The sequence below is a fragment of the Microbacterium allomyrinae genome (assembly GCF_020682705.1).
In the GTDB taxonomy this organism is placed as follows: Bacteria; Actinomycetota; Actinomycetes; order Actinomycetales; family Microbacteriaceae; genus Microbacterium; species Microbacterium allomyrinae.
Map to the genome: position 1 here is coordinate 481,754 of NZ_JAGTTN010000002.1, position 21,292 is coordinate 503,045.

At 69.1% G+C, this 21,292-nt stretch carries 20 protein-coding genes and 1 tRNA gene; 6 read left to right on the forward strand and 15 right to left on the reverse strand.

Translation table 11 applies throughout. The annotated features are described in order from the left end of the window. Positions 1 to 38 precede the first annotated feature (38 nt). Complete coding sequence (locus KEC57_RS08655; protein WP_229384159.1) at positions 39 to 782, forward strand: alpha/beta fold hydrolase; 744 nt, start codon at positions 39 to 41, stop codon at positions 780 to 782. 114 nt (positions 783 to 896) lie between these two features. Next, positions 897 to 1,157: a 30S ribosomal protein S20 gene (rpsT, locus tag KEC57_RS08660; RefSeq protein ID WP_229384160.1), complete on the forward strand. Its 261-nt coding sequence runs from the start codon at positions 897 to 899 to the stop codon at positions 1,155 to 1,157. A gap of 63 nt (positions 1,158 to 1,220) precedes the next feature. On the opposite strand, the gene holA is transcribed toward rpsT, so the two are convergent. The 5 genes from holA to KEC57_RS08685 form a co-directional block, all read right to left on the reverse strand. Next, positions 1,221 to 2,258, reverse strand: a complete 1,038-nt coding sequence (gene holA / locus KEC57_RS08665) for a DNA polymerase III subunit delta (RefSeq protein ID WP_229384161.1) — start codon at positions 2,256 to 2,258, stop codon at positions 1,221 to 1,223. 27 nt (positions 2,259 to 2,285) lie between these two features. After that, the gene (locus KEC57_RS08670) at positions 2,286 to 4,697 is read right to left on the reverse strand and encodes a ComEC/Rec2 family competence protein (RefSeq protein ID WP_229384162.1); all 2,412 of its coding nucleotides are present in this window, start codon (positions 4,695 to 4,697) and stop codon (positions 2,286 to 2,288) included. Next, positions 4,694 to 5,293: a ComEA family DNA-binding protein gene (locus KEC57_RS08675; RefSeq protein WP_229384163.1), complete on the reverse strand. Its 600-nt coding sequence runs from the start codon at positions 5,291 to 5,293 to the stop codon at positions 4,694 to 4,696. The genes KEC57_RS08670 and KEC57_RS08675 overlap by 4 nt, the downstream gene beginning before the upstream one ends. A 118-nt stretch (positions 5,294 to 5,411) precedes the next feature. After that, on the reverse strand, positions 5,412 to 8,000 hold the full coding sequence (leuS, locus tag KEC57_RS08680; RefSeq protein WP_372456997.1) for a leucine--tRNA ligase: 2,589 nt from the start codon (positions 7,998 to 8,000) through the stop codon (positions 5,412 to 5,414). A gap of 70 nt (positions 8,001 to 8,070) precedes the next feature. Beyond that, positions 8,071 to 9,411, reverse strand: coding sequence for an anthranilate synthase component I family protein (locus KEC57_RS08685; RefSeq protein WP_229384164.1), 1,341 nt, complete (start codon positions 9,409 to 9,411; stop codon positions 8,071 to 8,073). A 41-nt stretch (positions 9,412 to 9,452) separates the two neighbouring features. On the opposite strand from KEC57_RS08685, the gene KEC57_RS08690 reads away from it, so the two are divergent. From KEC57_RS08690 to KEC57_RS08705, 4 genes are read left to right on the forward strand one after another with little or no spacing between them, the layout of a single operon-like run. Next, positions 9,453 to 10,142 carry a DedA family protein gene (locus KEC57_RS08690; RefSeq protein ID WP_229384165.1) on the forward strand — a complete coding sequence of 230 codons (690 nt, stop codon included), beginning with the start codon at positions 9,453 to 9,455 and terminating at the stop codon, positions 10,140 to 10,142. A gap of 4 nt (positions 10,143 to 10,146) precedes the next feature. After that, the gene (locus KEC57_RS08695) at positions 10,147 to 11,184 is read left to right on the forward strand and encodes an App1 family protein phosphatidate phosphatase (protein ID WP_229384166.1); all 1,038 of its coding nucleotides are present in this window, start codon (positions 10,147 to 10,149) and stop codon (positions 11,182 to 11,184) included. A 28-nt stretch (positions 11,185 to 11,212) separates the two neighbouring features. Further along, positions 11,213 to 11,926 (forward strand): SOS response-associated peptidase, encoded by a 714-nt coding sequence (locus KEC57_RS08700; RefSeq protein WP_229384167.1) that lies wholly within the window; start codon positions 11,213 to 11,215, stop codon positions 11,924 to 11,926. A gap of 34 nt (positions 11,927 to 11,960) precedes the next feature. Next, positions 11,961 to 12,857 carry a 3-methyladenine DNA glycosylase gene (locus tag KEC57_RS08705; RefSeq protein WP_372456998.1) on the forward strand — a complete coding sequence of 299 codons (897 nt, stop codon included), beginning with the start codon at positions 11,961 to 11,963 and terminating at the stop codon, positions 12,855 to 12,857. Between the two features lies 1 nt (position 12,858). Here the strand turns inward: KEC57_RS08705 and KEC57_RS08710 are convergent, their stop codons facing one another. The 10 genes from KEC57_RS08710 to KEC57_RS08755 all read right to left on the reverse strand — a co-directional run bounded on the left by KEC57_RS08710 (position 12,859) and on the right by KEC57_RS08755 (position 21,252). Further along, complete coding sequence (locus KEC57_RS08710) at positions 12,859 to 14,061, reverse strand: glycoside hydrolase family 3 N-terminal domain-containing protein (RefSeq protein ID WP_229384168.1); 1,203 nt, start codon at positions 14,059 to 14,061, stop codon at positions 12,859 to 12,861. Positions 14,062 to 14,118: 57 nt separating this feature from the next. Further along, positions 14,119 to 15,798 (reverse strand): acyl-CoA dehydrogenase family protein, encoded by a 1,680-nt coding sequence (locus KEC57_RS08715; protein ID WP_229384169.1) that lies wholly within the window; start codon positions 15,796 to 15,798, stop codon positions 14,119 to 14,121. Then, positions 15,795 to 16,880, reverse strand: a complete 1,086-nt coding sequence (locus KEC57_RS08720) for a zinc-binding metallopeptidase family protein (protein ID WP_229384170.1) — start codon at positions 16,878 to 16,880, stop codon at positions 15,795 to 15,797. The genes KEC57_RS08715 and KEC57_RS08720 overlap by 4 nt, the downstream gene beginning before the upstream one ends. A 72-nt stretch (positions 16,881 to 16,952) precedes the next feature. Then, positions 16,953 to 17,975, reverse strand: coding sequence for a PQQ-dependent sugar dehydrogenase (locus KEC57_RS08725; RefSeq protein WP_229384171.1), 1,023 nt, complete (start codon positions 17,973 to 17,975; stop codon positions 16,953 to 16,955). Positions 17,976 to 18,091: 116 nt separating this feature from the next. Continuing rightward, complete coding sequence (locus tag KEC57_RS08730; protein WP_229384172.1) at positions 18,092 to 18,568, reverse strand: VOC family protein; 477 nt, start codon at positions 18,566 to 18,568, stop codon at positions 18,092 to 18,094. A 133-nt stretch (positions 18,569 to 18,701) separates the two neighbouring features. Next, positions 18,702 to 18,774: transfer RNA gene (locus KEC57_RS08735), tRNA-Ala, on the reverse strand. Between the two features lie 71 nt (positions 18,775 to 18,845). Next, positions 18,846 to 19,226 carry a ribosome silencing factor gene (rsfS, locus tag KEC57_RS08740; protein ID WP_229384173.1) on the reverse strand — a complete coding sequence of 127 codons (381 nt, stop codon included), beginning with the start codon at positions 19,224 to 19,226 and terminating at the stop codon, positions 18,846 to 18,848. Then, positions 19,226 to 20,425 (reverse strand): hypothetical protein, encoded by a 1,200-nt coding sequence (locus tag KEC57_RS08745; RefSeq protein WP_229384174.1) that lies wholly within the window; start codon positions 20,423 to 20,425, stop codon positions 19,226 to 19,228. The genes rsfS and KEC57_RS08745 overlap by 1 nt, the downstream gene beginning before the upstream one ends. Further along, positions 20,422 to 21,018 (reverse strand): nicotinate-nucleotide adenylyltransferase, encoded by a 597-nt coding sequence (gene nadD / locus KEC57_RS08750; protein WP_229384175.1) that lies wholly within the window; start codon positions 21,016 to 21,018, stop codon positions 20,422 to 20,424. The genes KEC57_RS08745 and nadD overlap by 4 nt, the downstream gene beginning before the upstream one ends. A gap of 9 nt (positions 21,019 to 21,027) precedes the next feature. Next, positions 21,028 to 21,252 carry a hypothetical protein gene (locus KEC57_RS08755; RefSeq protein WP_229384176.1) on the reverse strand — a complete coding sequence of 75 codons (225 nt, stop codon included), beginning with the start codon at positions 21,250 to 21,252 and terminating at the stop codon, positions 21,028 to 21,030. Positions 21,253 to 21,292 lie beyond the last annotated feature (40 nt).

Below are 21,292 nucleotides of genomic sequence, written 5' to 3' on the forward strand. Positions count from 1 at the left end.
GCCATGCTAAGCGGGCCGACGTCGCTAGCCTGGAGCCCATGACGGTCCAGGTCGTGCTCGTGCACGGCATCCGGACGTCCGCGACGATGTGGCGCTCTCAGGTCGCCTACCTGGGCGAGCGGGGCAATCCCGTGCTCGCCGTCGATCTTCCCGGCCACGGCTCGCGAATGGCTGAGGAGTACTCCCTCGATGGTGCCTTCTCGACGATCGACGATGCGGTGCAGGATGCCGCGACGCGTGGCCCTGTGCTCCTGGTGGGGCATTCGATGGGCGGCCTCGTCTCGATCGACTATGTCGGGCGCGAAGTTCCGCCCCCGGTCGACGGGTTCATCGCCGCTTCGTGCACGGCGATCCCCCGAGGGGTCGGTCTGGCGACGTACCGCGCTCTTGCGCGGGGCTTCGACGCCCTTCCCGATCGCGGCATGTGGCTCACCGACCGGATGCTGGACCGCACGCTCCCCGCCGAGACGCGCGCGGACTTCGGAGCCGGCGGCTATGCCTTCGATACCCAGGACCTCGCGCTGCGAAGCCTCTCGGTGCTCGATCTTCTGGCGGCGCTGCGACGCATCCACGTGCCGCTGTGGTTCATCAACGGCCAGTTCGATCAGCTCCGGGCGAACGAGCGGCTGTTCCTGACCGTGGCGCAGGATGCCGAGCTCATCGTCGTGCCGCGGACGAGCCATCTCGTCACGGCGATGCGTCCGGGCGTGTTCAACGCGCTCCTGAATGTCGCGATCACCGCCCTGGAAGCCCGGCAGTCTCAGCAACCGCGAGAGACCTGATAGAATCCTTGTTTGGCTTGCGTGTGGGTTCTTCCCTCACGACCGCCGCGAGGCGCCCTCTCTCGCCGAACGGCATCTTCAAACCGATCACTCCGAACGAAAGAACGTCGACACGTGGCGAATATCAAGTCGCAGATCAAGCGCAACAAGACCAACGAGAAGGCGCACGAGCGCAACAAGGCCGTCAAGAGCGAGCTGAAGACCGAGGTGCGTCGCACCCGCGAGGCCGTCGCCACCGGCGACAAGGCTGCTGCGGAGAAGGCTCTCGCCAAGGCGACCAAGAAGCTCGACAAGGCCGTGAGCAAGGGCGTCATCCACCAGAACCAGGCGGCGAACCGCAAGTCGGCCATCGCCAAGCAGGTCGCTGCGCTCTGACGCATCGTCTTCCAGAAAGAGCCCGCCCCGTCTCGGGGCGGGCTCTTCTGCGTGTGGGGCGTGTCAGGAGCCGTAGGGTGCACGCGTCGCGATGACGGTGATCATGCGCTCGAGCGCGAACACCGCGTCCCGCGAGCCGCCCTTGACCTCGGCGTCCGCCCGCGCCGTCGCCTGGATCGCCATGCCGAGGCTCGTCTCGTTCCACCCCGTGAGGTCGCGACGAGCCCGATCGACCTGCCAATCCTTCATGCCCAGCCGCGATGCCAGCGCGGCGGACGGCTCGCGGTTTCCCGCGACCCGCGCCATCGTGCGCAGCTTCATGGCGAACGCGGCGACCAGCGGAACGGGGTCTGCACCGGAGGCGAGCGCGTGGCGCAGTGAGATGAGAGCCTCGCCGTAGCGACCGGCGATGGCTGTGTCTGCCACAGCGAAGGCGGATGTCTCGACGCGGCCGCCGTAATAGCGCTCGACGACCTGCTCGGTGATGTCGCCCGGCACGTCGGCGATGAGCTGCTGGCACGCGGCGGCGAGCTCGGTGAGGTCGTCGGCGAAGGCCGAGACCAGCGAGCGCAGCGCGGGTGGCGCGATGCGCTTCTTCGCGGCCTGGAACTCGCCGGCGGCGAAGTCGAAGCGGTCGGAGTCGCGTTTGACCGCCGGGCAGGCGATCTCGACGCCGGAGCCCTGTCCGGCACGGATGGCGTCGAGGAGCTTCTTGCCGCGCACGCTCGCCCCGGTATGGCGCAGGACGACCGTCGCGCCGTCCTGTGGGGCGGAGAGATAGGCGACGGCCTCGGAGAGGAACGCGTCGGAGCACTTCTCGACACCGCTGACGCGGATCAGCCGCGGTTCGCCGAAAAGCGAGGGCGAGGTGAGCGTGAGCAGCGACCCGGACGAGTAGTCGTCGGCGCGCAGGTCCGACACCTCGAGCGTCGGGTCCTCGGCGCGCAGGTACTCCCGGATGCCCGCGATCGCGCGTTCGGCGCAGACTTCTTCGGGACCCGACACCAGGACGACCGGAGCGGGCTGCGGTGAGCGCCATGAGAGCTGCGGGATCGCGCTGCGCGCGCTCTTGGCGGGGGCGCGTCGCGCGGGAGATGCCATTGCTCCAGCCTACCGAGCCCCTCGGACTCAGCGCCCGCGCTCGCGCCACAGCGACAGGGTCGCACCGCTCTGCCATAGGGCGACCAGGCCGTCTGTGTCGGTGCGCGCGATCCGCGAGCCGGTTGCGGCGAGCACCTCGAGAATCTCGTCCCTCGGATGTCCGTAGTCATTGTCGGCGCCGACGGTGATCAGGGCTGTCGCGGGGTCGGCCGCCACGTACAGCGCCGGCTCCTGGTCCGCGCTCCCGTGGTGTGCGACCTTGACGATCGCATAGGGCGGAGCGAGTGCCCCGGACGCCTCGATCGCGCGCTGCGGCGAGGCGGATAGGTCGCCGAGCATCAGCAGAGGCGGAATCCCGCCGCCTCGCACGTCGAGCACGACGCTGGCGTCATTGCCCGCGGGGAAGGCGCGGCTCTCGGCGATAGGCCACAGCACGCGCCAGCGCGCGTCGCCGAGAGCGCCGGTCAGACCCGCCGACGCCGCGACCGCACGCGCACCACCCGCGGTGAGCCGGTCGATCAGCGCCTCACCCTCGGGGTCGGGAGGTCCGTGCAGCACGGTGTCCACGTGTCCCATCACCGCTTCGACTCCTCCGACGTGATCGAGATCGAAATGCGTGAGCACCAGCAGGTCGACGCTCTGGATTCCGGTGCGGGCGAGGCAGGCGCTCAGACGCTCGGGCTCGGGACCCGTGTCGATCAGGGCCACCGCGTCCGCGGAGCGCAACAGCACCGCATCGCCCTGACCGACGTCACACGCGAGGACGGTCCAGGCATCCGGCACCGTCCATCGCCCGGCGATCGAGGCGAGCGCACCGGTGCCCAGCGAGACTCCCGCGATCACGCCGACAAGTACGCCGGAGATGGCACGAACCACGCGTCTGCGGCGGTCCGCTGTGCGCGCGACGGCGATCAGCACGCCGATCGCCGCCCCCAGCACAGCCAGAGCGGCGGCCCCCGGCCAGCCCTCGATCCACGGCAGCAGGTCGGCCGGCAGCGTGGAGACCGTGGTGGCGGTCGCGGCGATCCATGAGGCGGGAACCCAGGCGATCGCAGCGAGTCCCGACTGCAGCCAGGGGACGGGGGCCGCCAGACAAGCGGCGAGACCCAGGACCGTCGCCGCCGGTGCCGCCGGCCCCGCGAGCAGATTCGCGAGCACACCGTACACCGGAATCTGCGGTGCGATCAGGATGAGCAGCGGACCACACGCCAGCTGCGCGGCGAGCGGCACCGCCAGTGCGAGCGCGAGGGCCCTCGGCATCACCCGCGACAGTCCTGCCGCGAGCGGCCGCGTCAGCAGCAGCAGCGAACCGGTCGCCGCCGCGGAGAGCGCGAATCCGAGGGATGCCGCCAGCCAGGGGTCGGCGATCAGCAGCACCGCGACCGCGAGAGACAGCGTCGCCATGCCTGCTCCCTCTCTTCCCAGAAGCAGGGCCGTCATCGCGATCGCGGCCATGGCGCCGGCTCGCACGACACTCGGCTCGGGGGTGACGAGGGCGACGAATCCCACGAGGACGGCGAGACCCGCGCCGACGCGCACTCCTCGTGGCGCGCCGATCGCAGCGGCGACGGCGAACGCGATCCCGACGACCAGCGCGCAGTTCGCGCCCGACACCGCAGTCAGGTGCGACAGCGAGGACTCCTTCATGGCGGCATCCAGCGCGGGCGTCACCGCCGAGGTGTCGCCGACCGCCAGACCCGGAACGAGCCCCGCACCGACGCCCGGAAGACCCTCGACCGCATCGACGAGGCCCTGCCGGAGCCCCGCTGTCGCGGCGGCGATCCCCGTCGGCCCGCGGAGCACGTCGACGCCGCGGGATGCCGACAGCACGATCACCGCGCGCTCCCCCGCGCGCCCCGGCTGCGCAGTGCCGCGTGCGACGACCCGGGCTCCGACGTCGAGCTGCTCGGTGCCGGCCACCTCGCCCGGCTCGACCCTCACGACGACCTCCACCCGCGTGTCGGTCGAGTGAACACCGGTCGTGAGTCGTGTCGCCACAGCGTCGAACGCCAGCGCTCCGTCGGCCCGCCGCTCCACCTTGCCCACCACCTCGGCCCGTACCTCGATCGCTCGCCCGCCCTCGAGCGCGAGCGATCTGGCGACCGAGCGCGCCGGTTGAGCGAGCGCGACGTGCGTCGCCGCAGCGGCCGAGGCCGCCACCGCCAGGACGAGGATCACGAGTAGTCGGGCCAGGCGATCGACCGCCGGTTGCGGGCACGCGGTGAGAGGCTCCCTACGACGCGCCGTCGGTGCGCGACGTGGCCGTGGGGACCGGCGGATGCGCCACACGACGATCGCTGCGGTGGTGAGCGCCGTCGCCCAGAGGACCAGGGCCAGGCCCGCAGCTGCAGCCGGTAAGAGGATCGCGGCGGCGGCGGTTGCCCACGTCGCCGCAGCCACCGGGACGAGCCGGAGCGTCGCCTCACGCGATGCGTTCATACCGTGACGAGGTCGCGCAGGCCCTCGAGCATCTTGTCGCCGATGCCGGGGACGGCCAGCAGATCTTCGACACTCGTGAAGCGCCCGTTCTCGTCGCGCCAGGCGATGATGCGCTCGGCCATGGCCGGGCCGATGCGGGGCAGCGTCTCGAGCCGGGTCGTGTCGGCCGTGTTGAGGTCGACGAGACCTCCGCTGTCGTCGATGGCCGGGCCCGACAGCTCGGCGGGCCCGCCCGTCGACGGCACGTGCAGCTGCTCGCCGTCGTCGAGGCCTCGCGCAAGGTTGACTGCGGCGTCGTCGGCGCCTTCCGCGAATCCGCCGGCGGCGGCGACGGCATCCACGACCCTGGACCCGGCCGGGAGCACATACAGCCCCGGTGCGGCGACGGCACCCGACACGTGCACGTACAGCTCGGTCGTCGCCGATGGGGTGCTGACGCCGTCCTCGTCGAACACGACCGAGTCGACGGGGGCCGTGGCGCCGCGCAAGATCCCGATGCCTACCGTGATCGCGAGCGCTGCGATGACGACCACCACGATGGCGCCCACGCCGAGCCGTCGCCGTGCGACGCCCGGGGGGTCGTCAGCAGCTGTCACGTCTTGACGCTAGGTGGCCGCGGTGGCGTGCGGGCGCTCTTCCGGCGCAGCTGTGGAGCGCCCCGCCGGAAGAGAGCCGGTGGAGGAACCTCGCCTGCACGCGGGCGAGCGGGCAGCCTCAGTGCGTGCTGAAGCTCACGACCTTGGGAGGCCGCACCACCGCGCGCGTGATCTCGCGTCCGGCGAGCGAGCGGACGATGCGTTCGTCTTCGCGTGCGAGCTTCTCGAGCTGAGCGGCATCGATGCGTGCGGGCACCGTGAGTGTCGCGCGCACCTTGCCGTCGATCTGGACGACCGAGGTCACCGTCTCTTCGACGAGAAGGGTCGAATCCGCGCTCCGCCACGGGACAAGACCCACGAATCCGTCATATCCGAGGATCTCCCAGAGCTCTTCCGCGGTGTGAGGCGCGAACAGGTCGATGATCATCGCGGTCGCCTCAGCGGCTTCGCGAACGGCGGGATCGGCGGGACCGGCGCCGCTGTCGATGGTCTTGCGAGTGGCGTTGACCAGCTCCATGAGGCGCGCGACGACGACGTTGAACTTGTTCTGCTCGATGAGCCCGGGCGCATCCGCGAGCAGGCGGTGGGTCACGCGGCGAAGGGCGACGTCACCCTCTGCCCAGATGACGTCGGGCTCGCTCGCGACGTCCTTCGCGACGCGCCATGCGCGCGCGAGGAACTTCTGGGCACCCGTCGTCGAGACATCCTCCCAGTTGATGTCGTCCTCGACCGGACCGGCGAACACGATCGCGGTGCGCACGGCGTCTGCGCCCGGGTCGATCATGCTCGAGGCGAACTCGACCAGATTGCCCTTGCTCTTGGACATCTTCGAGCCGCCGAGCAGCACCATGCCCTGGTTGATGAGGCTCGAGAAGGGCTCGGTGAAGCCGATCAGTCCCTCGTCGAAGAGGACCTTGGTGATGAACCGCGCATACAGCAGGTGGAGGATCGCGTGCTCGACGCCGCCGATATAGGAATCGACGGGCGCCCACTTGTCGGCCTCCCGCGAGGGGAACGCCTGCGTGGGGTCCTCGGCCGCGAGGAAGCGGAGGAAGTACCACGAGCTGTCGACGAAGGTGTCCATCGTGTCGGCATCACGCAGAGCCGGCTCGCCGGTCTCGGGATCGACGGTGGCCATCCAGTCTGCTGCGCCGCCGAGGGGCGAGGTGCCCTTCGGCGTGAGGTCGAGGCCCTTGACGTCGGGAAGCGTCAGCGGGAGCTGATCCTCCGGAACGGGCACGATCCGTCCGTCCGCCGTGTGGATCATCGGGATCGGGGTCCCCCAGAAGCGCTGGCGCGAGATCAGCCAATCGCGCAGGCGATACGACTTGGCCGCCCGGCCGGTGCCGGCCGCTCGGAGCTGGTCGATGATCCGGGCGATGGCGTTGCGCTTGGACAGCCCGTCGAGCGAGCCGGAGTTGATCATGCGGCCATCGCCGGTGAGCGCGATGCCGGTCTTCGCGGGGTCGATCGTGTCGAGCGAGTCCTGATCGGCGCCCGGATCGATCGGCACACCCTCATCGTCGAGTTCGATCACGGGCAGCGCGCCCGTGATCGGAGCCGTCGTGTCGACCACCACTCTGACCGGCAGGTCGAACGCGCGCGCGAAGTCGAGGTCGCGCTGGTCATGGGCGGGTACGGCCATGACGGCACCGTGACCGTAGTCGGCCAGCACATAGTCGGCGGCCCAGATGGGAAGCCGCTCGCCGTTGACGGGGTTGATCGCGAACCGGTCGAGGAACACGCCGGTCTTCGGCCGGTCCGAGCTCTGGCGCTCGATGTCGGTCTCGCGCTGCACGTTCTCGAGATAGTCCTGGAAGCGCAGGCGCACCTCTGCCGACGATCCCGCGGCGAGTTCCGAGGCGAGATCGCTGTCGGGGGCTACGACCATGAAGGTCGCGCCGTGCAACGTGTCGGGACGCGTCGAGAAGACCGTGACGCGCCCCTCGCGCCCCTCGATCTCGAAGTCGATGTCGGCCCCGATGGAGCGGCCGATCCAGTTGCGCTGCATCCGGATGACCTTCTGCGGCCAGAACCCCTCGAGCTGGTTCAGATCGTCGAGCAGGCGGTCGGCGTAGTCGGTGATCTTGAAGTACCACTGCGTGAGCTTCTTCTTCACGACTTCTGCGCCGCAGCGCTCGCAATGCCCGTCGACGACCTGCTCGTTCGCGAGCACCGTCTGGTCGTTCGGGCACCAGTTGACCGGGCTCTCCTTGCGATACGCGAGGCCACGCTCGTAGAGAAGCTGGAACAGCCACTGGTTCCAGCGGTAGTACTCCGGGTCGCTCGTGTGGAGGATGCGCGACCAGTCGTAGGACGAGCCGTATTCGCGGAAGCTCTTCTTGTGCTGCTCGATGTTGGCGTAGGTCCACTCGCGGGGATCTGCCCCGCGCTGGATCGCCGCGTTCTCGGCCGGCAGCCCGAAGGAGTCCCAGCCGATCGGATTGAGCACGTTGTAGCCGCGATGGCGCCAGAAACGAGCCACGACATCGACATAGGCGTAGTTCTCGGCGTGACCCATGTGGAGGTCGCCGGACGGGTACGGGAACATGCCGAGCACGTACTTGCGCGGACGGGTGTCATCGTCCCCGCCGGCGCGGAACGGGTCGGCCTCGGCCCAGCGCGCCTGCCACTTCTCCTGGATCGCGAAGGCGTCGTAGCCGCCTTCGGCGGGCACGGCGGTGTCGGGGGGAAGCGTCTGACTCACGTGGGAAGTACCAATCCTGGATGCCGGGTGGCGCGCACAGCGCAACGTCCAGATTAGCGGACCAGCGCCGTCACCAGCCGGGCGGGAGCGCGGCGCCGAGTGCGGCGAGCGGTCCGCGCGCCTTGATGCCGACCTCCGCGACCTCGGCCGCGGCATCCGATCGCCAGGTGATGCCGCCGCCCGCTCCGACGTAGGCGCCCGTCGGATGCACGACGATCGACCGGATCACCATCGCGAGGTCGAGCGCGCCGTCGTCGCCCACCCAGCCGAAGCAGCCGGCGAAGAGGCCGCGAGGCGCTCGTTCCAGTGAGTGCAGGATCGACATCGCCGAAAGCTTCGGGGCACCGGTCATGCTGCCGGCGGGGAAGGTGGCGTCCAGCAGCTCACCGACCGTCGTTCCCGGGCGGAGCATGCCCGACACCGTGCTCACGAGCTGATGCACGGCCGGGTACGACTCGACTTCGAGAAGGCGGTCGACGGTGACGGTGCCCGGCAGGCATACTCGCGACAGATCGTTGCGCATGAGGTCGACGATCATGACGTTCTCGGCCTGCTCCTTCTCGCTCGCGCGCAGCTCGGCCTCCAACTCGGCATCCGAGACGGCGTCCGCGCCGCGCGGGCGCGTGCCCTTGATGGGACGGGTGCGAACGGCGCGTTCGCCGGTCGTCGCATCGTCGGCGATCTCGAGGAAGCGCTCGGGGCTCGCGCTCACCAGAGCGACCTCGCCGGAACGGACGAACCCGCCGTGATGCGCGGGGGTCGTGTCGCGCAGACGGCGGTACGCCTCGACGGGATCGATGGTCGCGTCGACCGCGAACCGCGTCGTCAGGCAGAGCTGGTAGGCGTCTCCCTCGCGGATCGCGTCGCGGCACCGCTCGATGAGCGCGGCGTACGCGTCGGGCTCCTCGCGATCGCGCGCGATCGCACGGAGGTCGATCGCGGGCAGCGACGGCGGGTGCACGTTCTCGGCGGTCGCCACCACGGCGAGCAGTCCGTCGATCTCGGCTGGTGCGCCGAACGCCCAGACCCTGCGGGAGGCGTGATCGAACGCCAGCAGCCGCTCGACGCGCAGCCAGAGTTCCCGAGGGACACCGTCCTCGTCGCGGGCAGCGGGCGCACCCGCCCGCCCGGCGGCGTCGTCGTACCCGATCCAGCCGATCCACCCCCCTCGAAACGCTCCGGCGTCGGTCGACGGGCGGTCGTCGGCGACGTCGCGCGTCCGGGTGCAGGCGACGGAGCGCACACGGTCGGGATCGTCGGGCGCGCCGGTTCCGATCCAGCTCCATCCGCTGTCCGCGTCGGGTCCGGCATCCAGCCAGAACACGTCCGTCTCGCGATCCCAGCCGCCGAAGAACACGGAAGCCGGGTCCGCCCAGCGCGCGCAGGACGCGGCGACGAGGGGCGGCGACATGTTCCCAGGCTAGACGGCGCGCCGACCTCTAGGCTCGTGGCGTGAACGAGTTCCTCACGTGGCTGCTCGACGCCGTTCAGAGCGTCGATCCCGTCGTCAGGACTCTTCTGGCCGGCGTGGCCATCATGCTCGAGACGAGCGTGCTCATCGGGCTCGTCGTCCCGGGCGACACGATCGTTATCGTGGCCGGCACCGCGGTGGGTTCCGTGTGGGAGGGCGTACTGCTCGGCATCGCCGTCGTGATCGGGGCCCTGATCGGCGAGAGCATCGGCTTCTGGCTGGGAAGGTTCCTCGGACCGCGGATCCAGCACTCGAAGCTCGGCCGCCGCATCGGCGAAGAGAACTGGGAGCGCTCCGAGCGATATCTGCGCCGCCGGGGCGGCCCTGCGATCTTCATCTCCCGCTTCCTGCCGGTGCTGCATTCCCTCGTCCCCCTCACCGTGGGTATGAGCGGGTACCCGTATCGCCGATTCCTGGCCTGGACGGTCCCGGCGTGCGTCATCTGGTCCACGCTGTACATCTCGGTGGCGGCCGTCGCCGCTGGAACATACCGAGAACTCGCCGACCAGCTCCACTACGCCGGGTACATCTTCGTCGCGATCATCGTGGCGTTCCTCGTGCTCGTGTTCGTGAGCAAGAAGGTCATCGAGCGTGCCGAGCGCAAGCACCTCGAGCACGACGAGCCCGGCGATGCGGCGGACAGTGGTGCCGCGGTGGACATGGAAGACTGAGGGGATGCCCGAGACCACCGTCGCGCCGACGCGCGCCAAGGTGCTGTGGCTGGCGAGACTCGAGTATCGGTTCCACTCATGGCGAGAGCGCAGAGCGCGAAGCCGCGGCCAGAAGCCCACGATCACGCCGTTTCCCGGCTACGCGGGACCGGACTGGGTGCGGGTGCTGGGTCGGGTCATGATCGTGCCGCCCGTCAAGCGCACCGAATCCGGCGAATATGCCAGCGTCCGAGGCTGGCGCAGTTTCGTCGCCGTCCCGATCGGATACGCCCAGGTCACCGTCACGATCGCGGGGGTGGAGCACGAGGTCGTCGCCGACCGCGGCGGCGTCATCGACGTACGGCTCCCTGCACGCCTGGAGCCCGGGTGGCAGACCGTCACGATGGCGGTCGAGGACGGCGAGCCCGTCGAGACCCGGGCCTTCGTGGTCGGCCCGGATGTGCGCTTCGGGGTCGTGTCGGATGTCGACGACACCGTGATGGTGACCGCGCTGCCGCGTCCCCTGCTCGCTGCGTGGAACTCGTTCGTCGTCGATGAGCATGCGCGCCAGCCCGTGCCGGGCATGGCGGTGCTCATGGAGCGCGTCGTCCGAGAGCATCCCGGCGCACCGCTCGTCTACCTTTCGACGGGGGCATGGAACATCGCGCCCACGCTCATGCGCTTCCTCCGCCGCCATCTGTTCCCGCCCGGTGCACTGCTGCTCACCGACTGGGGCCCCACTCATGACCGCTGGTTCCGCAGCGGCAAGGTGCACAAGCTGTCGAACCTCCGCCGGCTCGCCGACGAGTTCCCGCACGTGCGATGGCTGCTCATCGGCGACGACGGGCAGCACGACGACCAGATCTACACGACGTTCGCCGGTGAGCATCCCGAGAACGTGGTGGGTGTCGCGATCCGGCGTCTGTCCCCGGCCGAGGCGGTGCTCGCCGGTGGTCGTACGGCGGTCAACGATCATGTCGCGGCCGGAGTTCCGTGGGTGAGCGAGGCGGACGGCGCGGGCCTGCTCGAGCGGCTGCAGGACGTCGGCGTCGTCGAACGCTGACGTCGGACGTCGCGCGTAGGCTGGCCGCATGTGCGGACGCTTCGTCGTGGCAAGTGCCGGATCCGATCTCGTCGGCGTGCTCCGCGTCGACGTCGAGGGCGATGATCTTCCTGCCCCGTCCTACAATGTGGCTCCCACCGATCGTGTGGCCATCGTGATGGACTCGGCGAAGACCGAGCCCCCCACGCGCCGACTGGAGGTCGCGCGGTGGGGCCTCGTTCCCGGCTGGGCGAAGGATCCCAAGATCGGCGCGCGCGCCTTCAATGCCCGGGCCGAAGAGCTCGAAGAGAAGCCGATGTTCCGTACCGCCCTCGAGAAGCGGCGGGCGGTGGTCCCGGCATCCGGGTACTACGAATGGGCCACGGTCGACGGCGTCAAGACGCCGCACTACATCCATCCGGCCGGCGGCGAGCCCCTCTTCTTCGCGGGCCTGTACGAGTGGTGGCGCGACAAGAGCAAGGCCGACGACGATCCGGAGCGGTGGCTCCTCAGCTTCACGATTCTCACGCGCGATTCGATCGGTCATCTCGGCTCGATCCACGATCGCATGCCGTTGTTCCTCGATGCGGATTACGCCGACGCGTGGCTCGATCCGACCACCGACAACGTGGGTGATGTGCTCGACGCGGCCATCGACGCTGCGCCCGCCCTGGCGGCGACGCTCGACGAGCATGTCGTATCGACGGCTGTGGGGAACGTCCGCAACAACTCCCCCGAGCTCATCGAGCCGGCCGCCGACTGACCCCTGCGCAGGTGCTGCCGCGTATCCTCATACGGTGACTCCCGCCCCCGCCCCCGCCCTCCCACGTGTGCGCACCGCACCGGTGGTCCGAGGCGCCGCGCAGTGGCGTGCCGACGAGGCGGCGCATGAGGCACGCGCCGACTCCCTGACGCGCGGGCACCGCGAGCGGTCATCGCGTCAGGAGTCGCATCCGGTCGAGGACTTCCTCTTCACCTACTACTCGTACAAGCCCTCGGTATTGCGGCGCTGGCATCCTGGTGAGGGCGTGGAACTGGCGGATGCCGCAGCCACCGCGCGCGCCGGCTGGCGGTGGTACGTTCCCGGTGCGGCAGCGGACGATGTGACGGTGGACGGCGCCGGGTACCGCGCGGAGCGCAGCCTCCTCGTGGAGGGCATCGGCAGAATCCTGCGCGCCACCGCCGGACGCGCGGCGGGATTCGGATGCTTCGGACTGCACGAGTGGGCGATGCTCTACCGGCAGCGCGAGCATCGGCACCCGGTCCCCCTGCGGCTCGGGCAGGAGGCCACCGATGAGGTCGTCGAGACCCACGAGCTGCGGTGCACCCACTTCGATGCGTTCCGCTTCTTCACCGAAGACGCCGTGCCCCTGAACCGCGACGTTCCGACGCGCGAGCGGCAGCCCGAACTCGAACAGCCGGGCTGTCTTCATGCCGGCATGGACCTCTACAAGTGGTCCGTCAAGCTCGGGCCGCTCGTCCCCGGTGATCTGCTGCTCGACGCGTTCGAACTCGCGCGCGACATCCGGGTGATCGACATGCGGGCCTCGCCGTACGATCTGAGCGGGTGGGGTTACGAGGCGATCACGGTGGAGACGCCGGACGGCAAGGCGGCTTACGTGCGGGCTCAGCGCGGATTCGCCGAGCGCGCCCAGCACATCCGCGCACGGCTGCTCGGAGTGATCGCGGGCTGACTCACTCCGCTGGTGCGCATTCGGCGCACGGCAGGAGGCCGCGCCCCTCTGCCGCAATGCTCAATCGCAGCAGGGTGACGCGCTCCGAGGCTTCGCGCAGGCGCTCGGACGGCAGCGCGCCCGACTCGACCGCCGCGATGATTCCGTCGACGGTGCGCGAGGCGGTCTCCGGCGTCGAGAACACCACCGTGAGCACCAGGTCGTTTCCGGCGACGAGAGCAGCCACCGCATTCGCCACCGGGTCGGCGTACTCGGGCCTGCCCGAGCTCTGCAGCATTCCGAGGTCGTCGGTCACGACAACGCCCTCGAACCCGAGATCTTCGCGCGCGATCCGGTGCCATTCTGCCGACAGGCTCGCGGGAGTCTCATCGATCGCGGTGTAGGCCAGGTGGCCGAACATGAGCAGCGGAGCATCCGCTTCGATCGCCCCCTCGAACGGGATGCCGTCAGTGGCGCGCCACTGGTCGTACGACATACCTGACGAGGGGATGCCCGCGTGAGAATCGCCCGGAGCAGCACCGTGCCCCGGGAAATGCTTGAGTGTCGACAACGCGTAGGGTCGCTCGCCCTGCACGGCGGCGACGACACGCTCGGCCGACGACTCGGGACCGGTCCCCAGCGCGCGTCGGTAGATGAAAGACGACGGGTCGGAGGTCACGTCGGCGACGATGCCGAAGTTGACGCCTACCCCGGCGCGGCGCACGAGCGCCCCACGCCCGGCGAATGCGGATTCGGCCGCGGATGCCGGCTCGTCTTTGAGTGTGCGCGCGGAGGGGAATCCGTCCCACGGCAGGCGTGACACGTCACCGCCCTCCTGGTCGATCGCGAGCAGAGGCGGAAACGCGGCGTTGACGGTGAGGGCCGATGTGACGGCGCGGAGCGCGTCCTCATCGCCGGGAACGTTCGCACCCATGAGGATGAAGCCGCCGATGCCCGACTCCTGCATGTACGCGCGCAGCGCTGCCTCATCGGTCGTCGGGATGTGCCCCATCACGACGCTCGCCGCCTGCTCTCGCAGCGACATCGCGGATACGGCGGCCTTCGCCTCGGCCACTGCCCCTGCCTCGTCCGCCGCGATCACCGATACCGTTCCGGAGGAGGCCATAGGCACGTCGATCTCTGCCGCCATCGCCGGGGGCACGAGCGCCGCGCAGACCACCACGAGCAGAGCGGCGACGGCGCCGGCGCGCTGCGGGGTTCTCACCGCACCAGCCTATGCGCGAGCCTGGCGCCGGCCCAGGTGGGCGGCCTCGCGGATGCCTCAGTGGCGAGCGACGATCGCGGCGGCATCCGTCCCAGAGGGGAGCACGCCGTACTGCGCGCCACGGTCGTCACCGAGGCGGGCCGCAATGAAGGCTTCCGCGTCTCGCGAGGGCGCGTGTCGCAGCATGAGGGATGCCTGGAACGCCAGCGCGAGGTCTTCGCTGAGCCGTCGTGCCTGCGTCTGCGCTTCGGTCGCATCCTCATGAGTGAGCCTGGACAGAAGGGCGAGTGTGCGGTCCACATGGGCATCCAGCACGGTCGACGCTCCGGACGTCGAGCCGAGCTCATCGGCGAACGCCTCGCCCGACTCCGAATCGCGTGTGAGGGCACGCAGCACATCGAGCGCGATCACGTTCCCCGAACCCTCCCAGATCGCCATGACGGGCTGCTCGCGGTAGCGGCGAGCCAGCGGGAACGATTCGGTGTAGCCGTTGCCGCCGAGGCATTCCAGCGCCTCGTATGCGTGCTGCGGCCCGCGCTTGCAGACCCAGTACTTCGATACGGGCGTCGCGAGCCGGCGAAGAGCGACGTCGCGGTCGGTTGCCCCGGCTTCGAAGAGCTGCGCCAGCCGGAGACCGCTCAGCATCGCGGCCTCGTACTCGAGTGCCAGATCGGCCAGCACGGCTGTCATCGCAGGTTGGTCCACGAGAAGCGCGCCGAAGGCCTCTCTCCCGCGTGTGTGCCACAGAGCCTCAGCCAGCGACTGGCGCATCCCCGCCGCGGTGCCGAGCACGCAATCCAGGCGCGTGCGTTGAACCATCTCGAGGATCGTGCGCACGCCCCGACCCGGCTCGCCGAGCACGAAGCCCACCGTGCCGTCGAACTCGACCTCCGCCGAGGCGTTCGACCGGTTGCCGAGCTTGTCCTTCAGCCGTTGGATGCGAAACACGTTGCGCATGCCGTGAGGGAGCATCCGCGGCACGAAGAGGCACGAGAGTCCCTCGTCGACGTTGCCTCGCGTCGTGTGCGCGAGGACGAGGAAGGCGTCCGACATCGGCGCCGAGCAGAACCATTTGTGGCCGGTGATCTGGTACGCGTGACCGCCCATCGACTCGCCGGTCGTGGTGCCCGCGCGCACGTCCGAGCCGCCCTGCTTCTCGGTCATCGCCATGCCGATGAGGGCACTGCTCTTCGTCTCGTTCGGCAGCAGGCGGGGCTCGTACTCGCGTGAGTACGCGCGGGGCAGCCACTCGTCGGCCACCCACGGCGACCCTTCGATCGAGGCGACCGCGGCGTGTGTCATCGACACGGGGCAGGCGTGACCGGGCTCGACCTGCGCGAAGAGCATGAAGGTCGCCGCGCGCGCGACATGCGCTCCTGGGCGCGGGTCGGCCCAGGCCGAGGTGTGCGCACCGCGCGCGACGGCTTCGCCGATCACACGGTGATACGACGGGTCGTACTCGACCTCGTCGAGTCGGAATCCCCAGCGATCGTGCGCGTGGGCGATCGGGGTGTGCACGTTCGCGAGATACGCGTCGCGCTGGAATCCGGCCGACCCGACGAGGGCGCCCGCCTCGCGGAGTTCGGGGTCTGCCCATTCCGCGCCGAAGCCGCTGACTGCTGCGGCGAGAGGTGCGTTCAGCCCGTACTCGTCGACATCGACGCGCCAACGGGGTTGGTTCTCCACATAGTGCGTTGCGGATCCGATGACGCGCTGACCGCGCGAGAAGGCGGTCATGCTCGTTCCGTTTCGCGGGACGTGGCAAGCGCGTACTGCTCGGCGGGAGTGAGAGGCGCACGCGTCACGATGTCGTGCAGGAAGGCGAGCTTCCGCTGCACCGGTGCGACGATCGTGAACGGGTAGAGATCGCCGAATCCCATCGCCCGGTTGATCCGGTTGAAGCCGCGCGACATCCACTCCCAGTCGGTGAGGAGCCGCTGGATGGGCTCCCGTTCGTACGAGTCGAGCGGCACGACATCCGTGTCTCGCAGATTGCTCACTCCGGCATCGAGATGGATGCCGATCACGGCGGCCGTCTGCAGGGTCCCGGTGATGTGCAGATAGTGGGCGAACGTCTCCGCGAAGTCCTCCCAGGGATGCATCGTCGCGTATTCCGAGATGTACTGATCGTGCCACCCCGCCGGCGCACCGAACTTGTAGTGGTGACTGAGTGCATCGCGGTAGCTCGCGCGCTCATCGCCGAAGAGTTCACGACAGCGGTCCCACGCCGCATCGTCGGGAAGGAGCACATTCTGGAAGTAGTGACCGACCTCGTGGCGCAGGTGCCCGAGAATCGTGCGGTACGGCTCGCCCAATCGCACCCGCAACGCTTCGCGACGGTCATCGAGGCTCTCGGCGAGATCGATCGTGATGATGCCGTTCGCGTGACCGATCAGCACCGGCTTGCCGTCCGAGAGGCTGGAGACGAGGTCGAACCCGAGCCCGCCCTCTTGCGTGTCCCACCCCACGATCGGCAGACCGAGGTCCGCAAGCTGCAGGAGCAGCCGCCGCTTGGCTTCCTCGACCTTGGCGAGCTTCTCCAGCGCGACCGTGTCGTTGGATGCCGGTCGCCGGCGCGTGAGCCGGCATGAGAAGCATCGTCCCGCCGGCGCGCCTTCCCAGACCAGCCAGTTGCAGGCCCACTCGCGATTCGAGCAGGTGTACCAGGTCTCGCCGTCCACCACGCACTGGCCGTTTCGGAGCCCCTGGAACTCACGTGTGGGCATGTGGTACCCGAGGTCGGCCTCGCAGTTGGGGCACGCCATCGTGTCCAGGTAGACGAAGTGGCGGCAATGCGGACAACGGGGCTGGGAGCTCACGCTCTCACCGTAGCGCTCCCCCACCGCGGCGCTCCCGCTCCGTCTGCGACGCCGCGCCGGTCGTTTGCACGGTCAGTGTGCCGGCGCCAGTTCGACACGCAGGAGAACATCATCGTCGGGTCGAGGGCTCCCGCGGCCGTCGGTGTTGTTCATGAGAATCCAGAGCGATCCGTCCGCTGCCACGACGACGTCGCGCAGGCGCCCCTGTGCACCCTGCAAAGCGGCCACGGGATCATCCGCCAACACCCCGTCGCGGATGTCGGCCAGCCAGAGGCGCTCACCTCGAAGTCCCGCGACGAACAGCGTGCCGCCTCGCGCGGCGATGCCGCTGGGACTCGCTTCGCTCGTGGGCCATGCCGCGACGGGATCGATGAAATCGTCACGGCCTGCAACACCCTCGACTTCGGGCCAGCCGTAGTTGGCACCGGGTTCGATGCGGTTCAGTTCATCCCAGGCGTTCTGACCGAACTCGCTCGCCCACATCGTGCCGTCGCTCGTCCAGGCGATCCCCTGCACGTTGCGGTGACCGATCGACCACGCCGCGTTCGCCCAGGGATTGCCCGGCGCAGCCTCGCCGTCGGCCGTGATGCGGAGAATCTTCCCGCCGAGAGCATCGACGTCCTGAGCCGCGTCACGCTGCTGAGCATCGCCCGTGGTCACGTAGAGGTACCCGTCCGGACCGAACGCGATTCGCCCGCCGTTGTGGGTGCCGGCGCGCGGGATGCCGTCGATCACGACCTCCGCTGCACCCAGATGGAACGACCCGGGTTCACCGAGCAGCGGCATCCTCTCGACGCGGTTGTCGGAGCGCGCGCCGAAGTAGGCGTACAGCAGCGTGCCGCCGTCATCCGTGAGCAGCGCGAGCCCGTGGAGTCCGGACTCTCCGCCGGACACGACCCCCTCGACCAGGCCGACGGTACGCAACGTGCTTTCGACCGTCAGCTCCAGGATGGCGCCGTCATCACGCTGCGAGATGAGGGCCCCGCCATCGGGCAGAGGCACGACCGACCACGGTGAGTCCAGTCCGGACGCGAGGCTGGAGATCGCGTCGGTCGGGCGCCACCACTCGCTCTCGGCGATCGTCGCCGTCGGCACAGGTGCGATCGTCGGCGCCCGCGTCGTCGGTACCGGCGACGGAGACGCGGAGCATCCGGATCCCGTGACCAGCGTCAGCAGAAGGCATCCGATCGCCGCCGCCCCGGAAGGGCGGCTCACGGGCCTTCGGCAGCCGCCTCGAGTGCGGCGATGTCGATGCGACTCATACCGAGCATCGCCTGCACCGACCGGTGCGCGATGTCGGGATCGGGGTGACGGATCAACTCGATCAGCCGGTCGGGAATGATCTGCCACGACAGACCCCAGCGATCCTTGAGCCAGCCGCAGGGCTGCTCCTGTCCGCCGCCCGCGATCAGTGCGTTCCAGTAGCGGTCGACCTCGGCCTGATCAGCGCACGCGACATACAGCGACACCGCCTCGGTGAACGGGAACTGCGGACCGGCATCCATCCCGAAGTAGTCCCGGCCTGCGAGTCGGAAGTGGACGTGCATGACCTTGCCGCCCATGCCCGGCACCTCATCGGGGTACCGGCTCATCGAGAGGATCTCCGAATCGGGCACGAGCTCGGTGTAGAAGGCGACGGCTTCTTCCGCGGAGTCGTCGAACCAGAGGAACGGAGTCACGGCGGTCATGGAGTTCACCATCCCCCACCGGCCTCGCACACGCAATGGGGTTGCGTCGCGACGCGGGGTGCGGCAGCACCGCAGAGACGAGCGGGTGAAACGACGTAGCGCCCCTCACAAGTGAGGGGCGCTACGAATCGGGTGGACCTGAGGGGACTCGAACCCCTGACCCCCTGCATGCCATGCAGGTGCGCTACCAGCTGCGCCACAGGCCCTTGACCGTGGCCCCGATCTCTCGGGGCAACTCGTCAAGCTTACAACATTCGAGACGGTGCTCCGAACCGGCTCAGTCCTCCACAGCGGTTCTCGCCGGCAGTTCGATCGGCACCGTCGGGCAGTCCTTCCACAGCCGCTCGAGTCCGTAGTAGACGCGCTCCTCTTCGTGGAACACGTGCACGACGAGGTCGCCGAAGTCCAGCAGTACCCAGCGCGACTCGCTGCGTCCCTCTCGTCGCAGACGCTTGTGGCCCGCCTCCAGGAGCTTGTCTTCGATCTCGTCGGCGATCGCAGCGACGTTGCGCTCGCTGCGCCCGGTCACGAGCAGGAAGACGTCGATGAGCGGGAGCGGACCCGAGACGTCGAGCGCGACGAGATCCTCACCGCCCTTCGAGTCCGCGGCGGCCGCGGCGATCTGGACCATGTCATGGGCTTGGGCTGTTGCCGTCATCAAAATACTCCTGTCACGAACGCCAGGATGAGCACTCCGACCAGGGCGAGCGCCAATGCGCCCGCCGTGATCGCGAGCGTCATCATCAGGCGGCTGCCCTTTTCGGGCACCGGGGGCCTGATGACCTCACCCGGTGTCTTCACTGTGCTCACCGCAGCGCTGGCGGCGATCGGCGTCGGCGACGAGTGCGACGGCAGTTCGCCGTCGACGAGCGTCGCGTCGATCTCCTTGCCATCTGTGGTGCCTTTGGCGTGCCCGGTCGATCCGAGCCCCTCGGGAAGATTGAACGTACCTGTCACGAGCACTTCGCCTGTCGCCGTGACCGGAGCCACGAGCGGCGCGATCTCGGGCGCCTGCGAGACGATCAGAGTGTTCTGGAGCGAGATCGCCCCTGTCGACCGAGCGAGGAGCTGGTCGAACGACGCGGGCATTTCCGGCGCTGCGGACACCGGAGCCGGGGATTCGCCTGCGAGCAGGCCGGCGCCGAACATCGGATTGACCACGGCCTTGGCCTGGTCGTCCGCCTCGTCTGCCGATGCCTCGGCCTCGGGTTCGGCCGGGAATGACCACGGGTCGTCCGCCTCGGGCGAATCGATCGCGGCGCGACCGGGTCCGGACGGCGAGGATTCCGCCGACCCGACGGACGCGGCGGCGCCCACCACCCACGGCAACGCGGACGCCTCGGACACCTCGGACTCGGTTGCCGTAGCGGGAGGACCGAAGAGCTCCTGCATATCGGCGTCGGTCGTGACCTGGTCCTCGGAGCCCGGCGAGCCGGGCTCGCCTGCGTCCGGGTCCGCCGTCGGCGCGGACGTCTCTGACGGGAACGCGAACGCGGGCGTGGCGCCGCCGTGGGCGGCGATCACCTCGGGAGTGATCACCGGCACGGAAGCCGTGCGGATCCGCTCCTGCTGGCGTGCCTGACGGCGCGTCAGGGGCGAGACGCCCAGGTCCACTGTGGAATCCGCGGCGGGCGGCGGCGAGACGACGGTGGGCTCCGAGGGCCGCGGGAGCGGTGCGGAGGCGATGGGAAGCGCCGATACGGGCGCCGCCGGTGCCACGGGCTCAGAGGGAGCCGTGATGTCGGCCGCGGGTGCGTCGGCGTTCTGGATGATGACGGGATTGGACCCCGTGTTGCGGATATCGCGCAGCTGCTTGCGTGTCAGGGGCGGCGATTCCGGCTGCTCGGATGTACTCATTCCTTGCTCCGGTAGAGATGATGCTTCGCAATGTATTGAACGACCCCGTCGGGAACGAGGTACCACACGGGATGCCCTCGCTGAACCCGATCACGGCAGTCCGTCGACGAGATGGAGAGGGCGGGGATCTCGAGCTGACTGACGTCGTCGCTGGGCAGGCCGTCCGTGTTCAACACGTGTCCCGGGCGAGACACTGCGACGAAGTGGGCGAGGTCCCACAACTCATCATGGTCCCTCCAACTGAGAATTTGCGCTATTGCGTCGGCGCCGGTGATGAAGAACAGCTCCGAGTCCGGGCGCTGGGTCTTCAGATCGCGGAGAGTATCGATCGTGTACGTCGGTCCGGAACGGTCGATATCGACGCGACTGACGGTGAATCGAGGATTGGATGCCGTCGCGATCACCGTCATCAGATACCGATGCTCGCTCAGTGAGGCGTCGTCCTTCTGCCACGGCTCGCCCGTGGGAACGAACACGACCTCATCGAGGTCGAACCATTGCGCCACCTCGCTGGCGGCGACGAGATGACCATGATGGATGGGATCGAATGTCCCACCCATGACCCCGATCCTCGAGGTGCTCGTCACCGACATGCAGTCGGCCTAGTGGCCGTGCCCCGCTCGCTGGACATCGTTGGCGTGGGCCTTCGCGTAGGCCTCGGCCTTGTGCGCGTGGCGATTCGCGACATTGCGGTACGAGAGCGTCACGAGCGCGAGTGCGCCGAAGACCAGGATCGCGATGATGCCGAAGCCGACCGTCTCGAGCGCGACGCTTCCGTGGTGCTCGGATTCTTCGGCGGCGAGGGCGATGATCGTGGCGAATGTCATTCGGGCTCCGTTCGGGTTCGCCTCAGTGGGCGCAGGACTG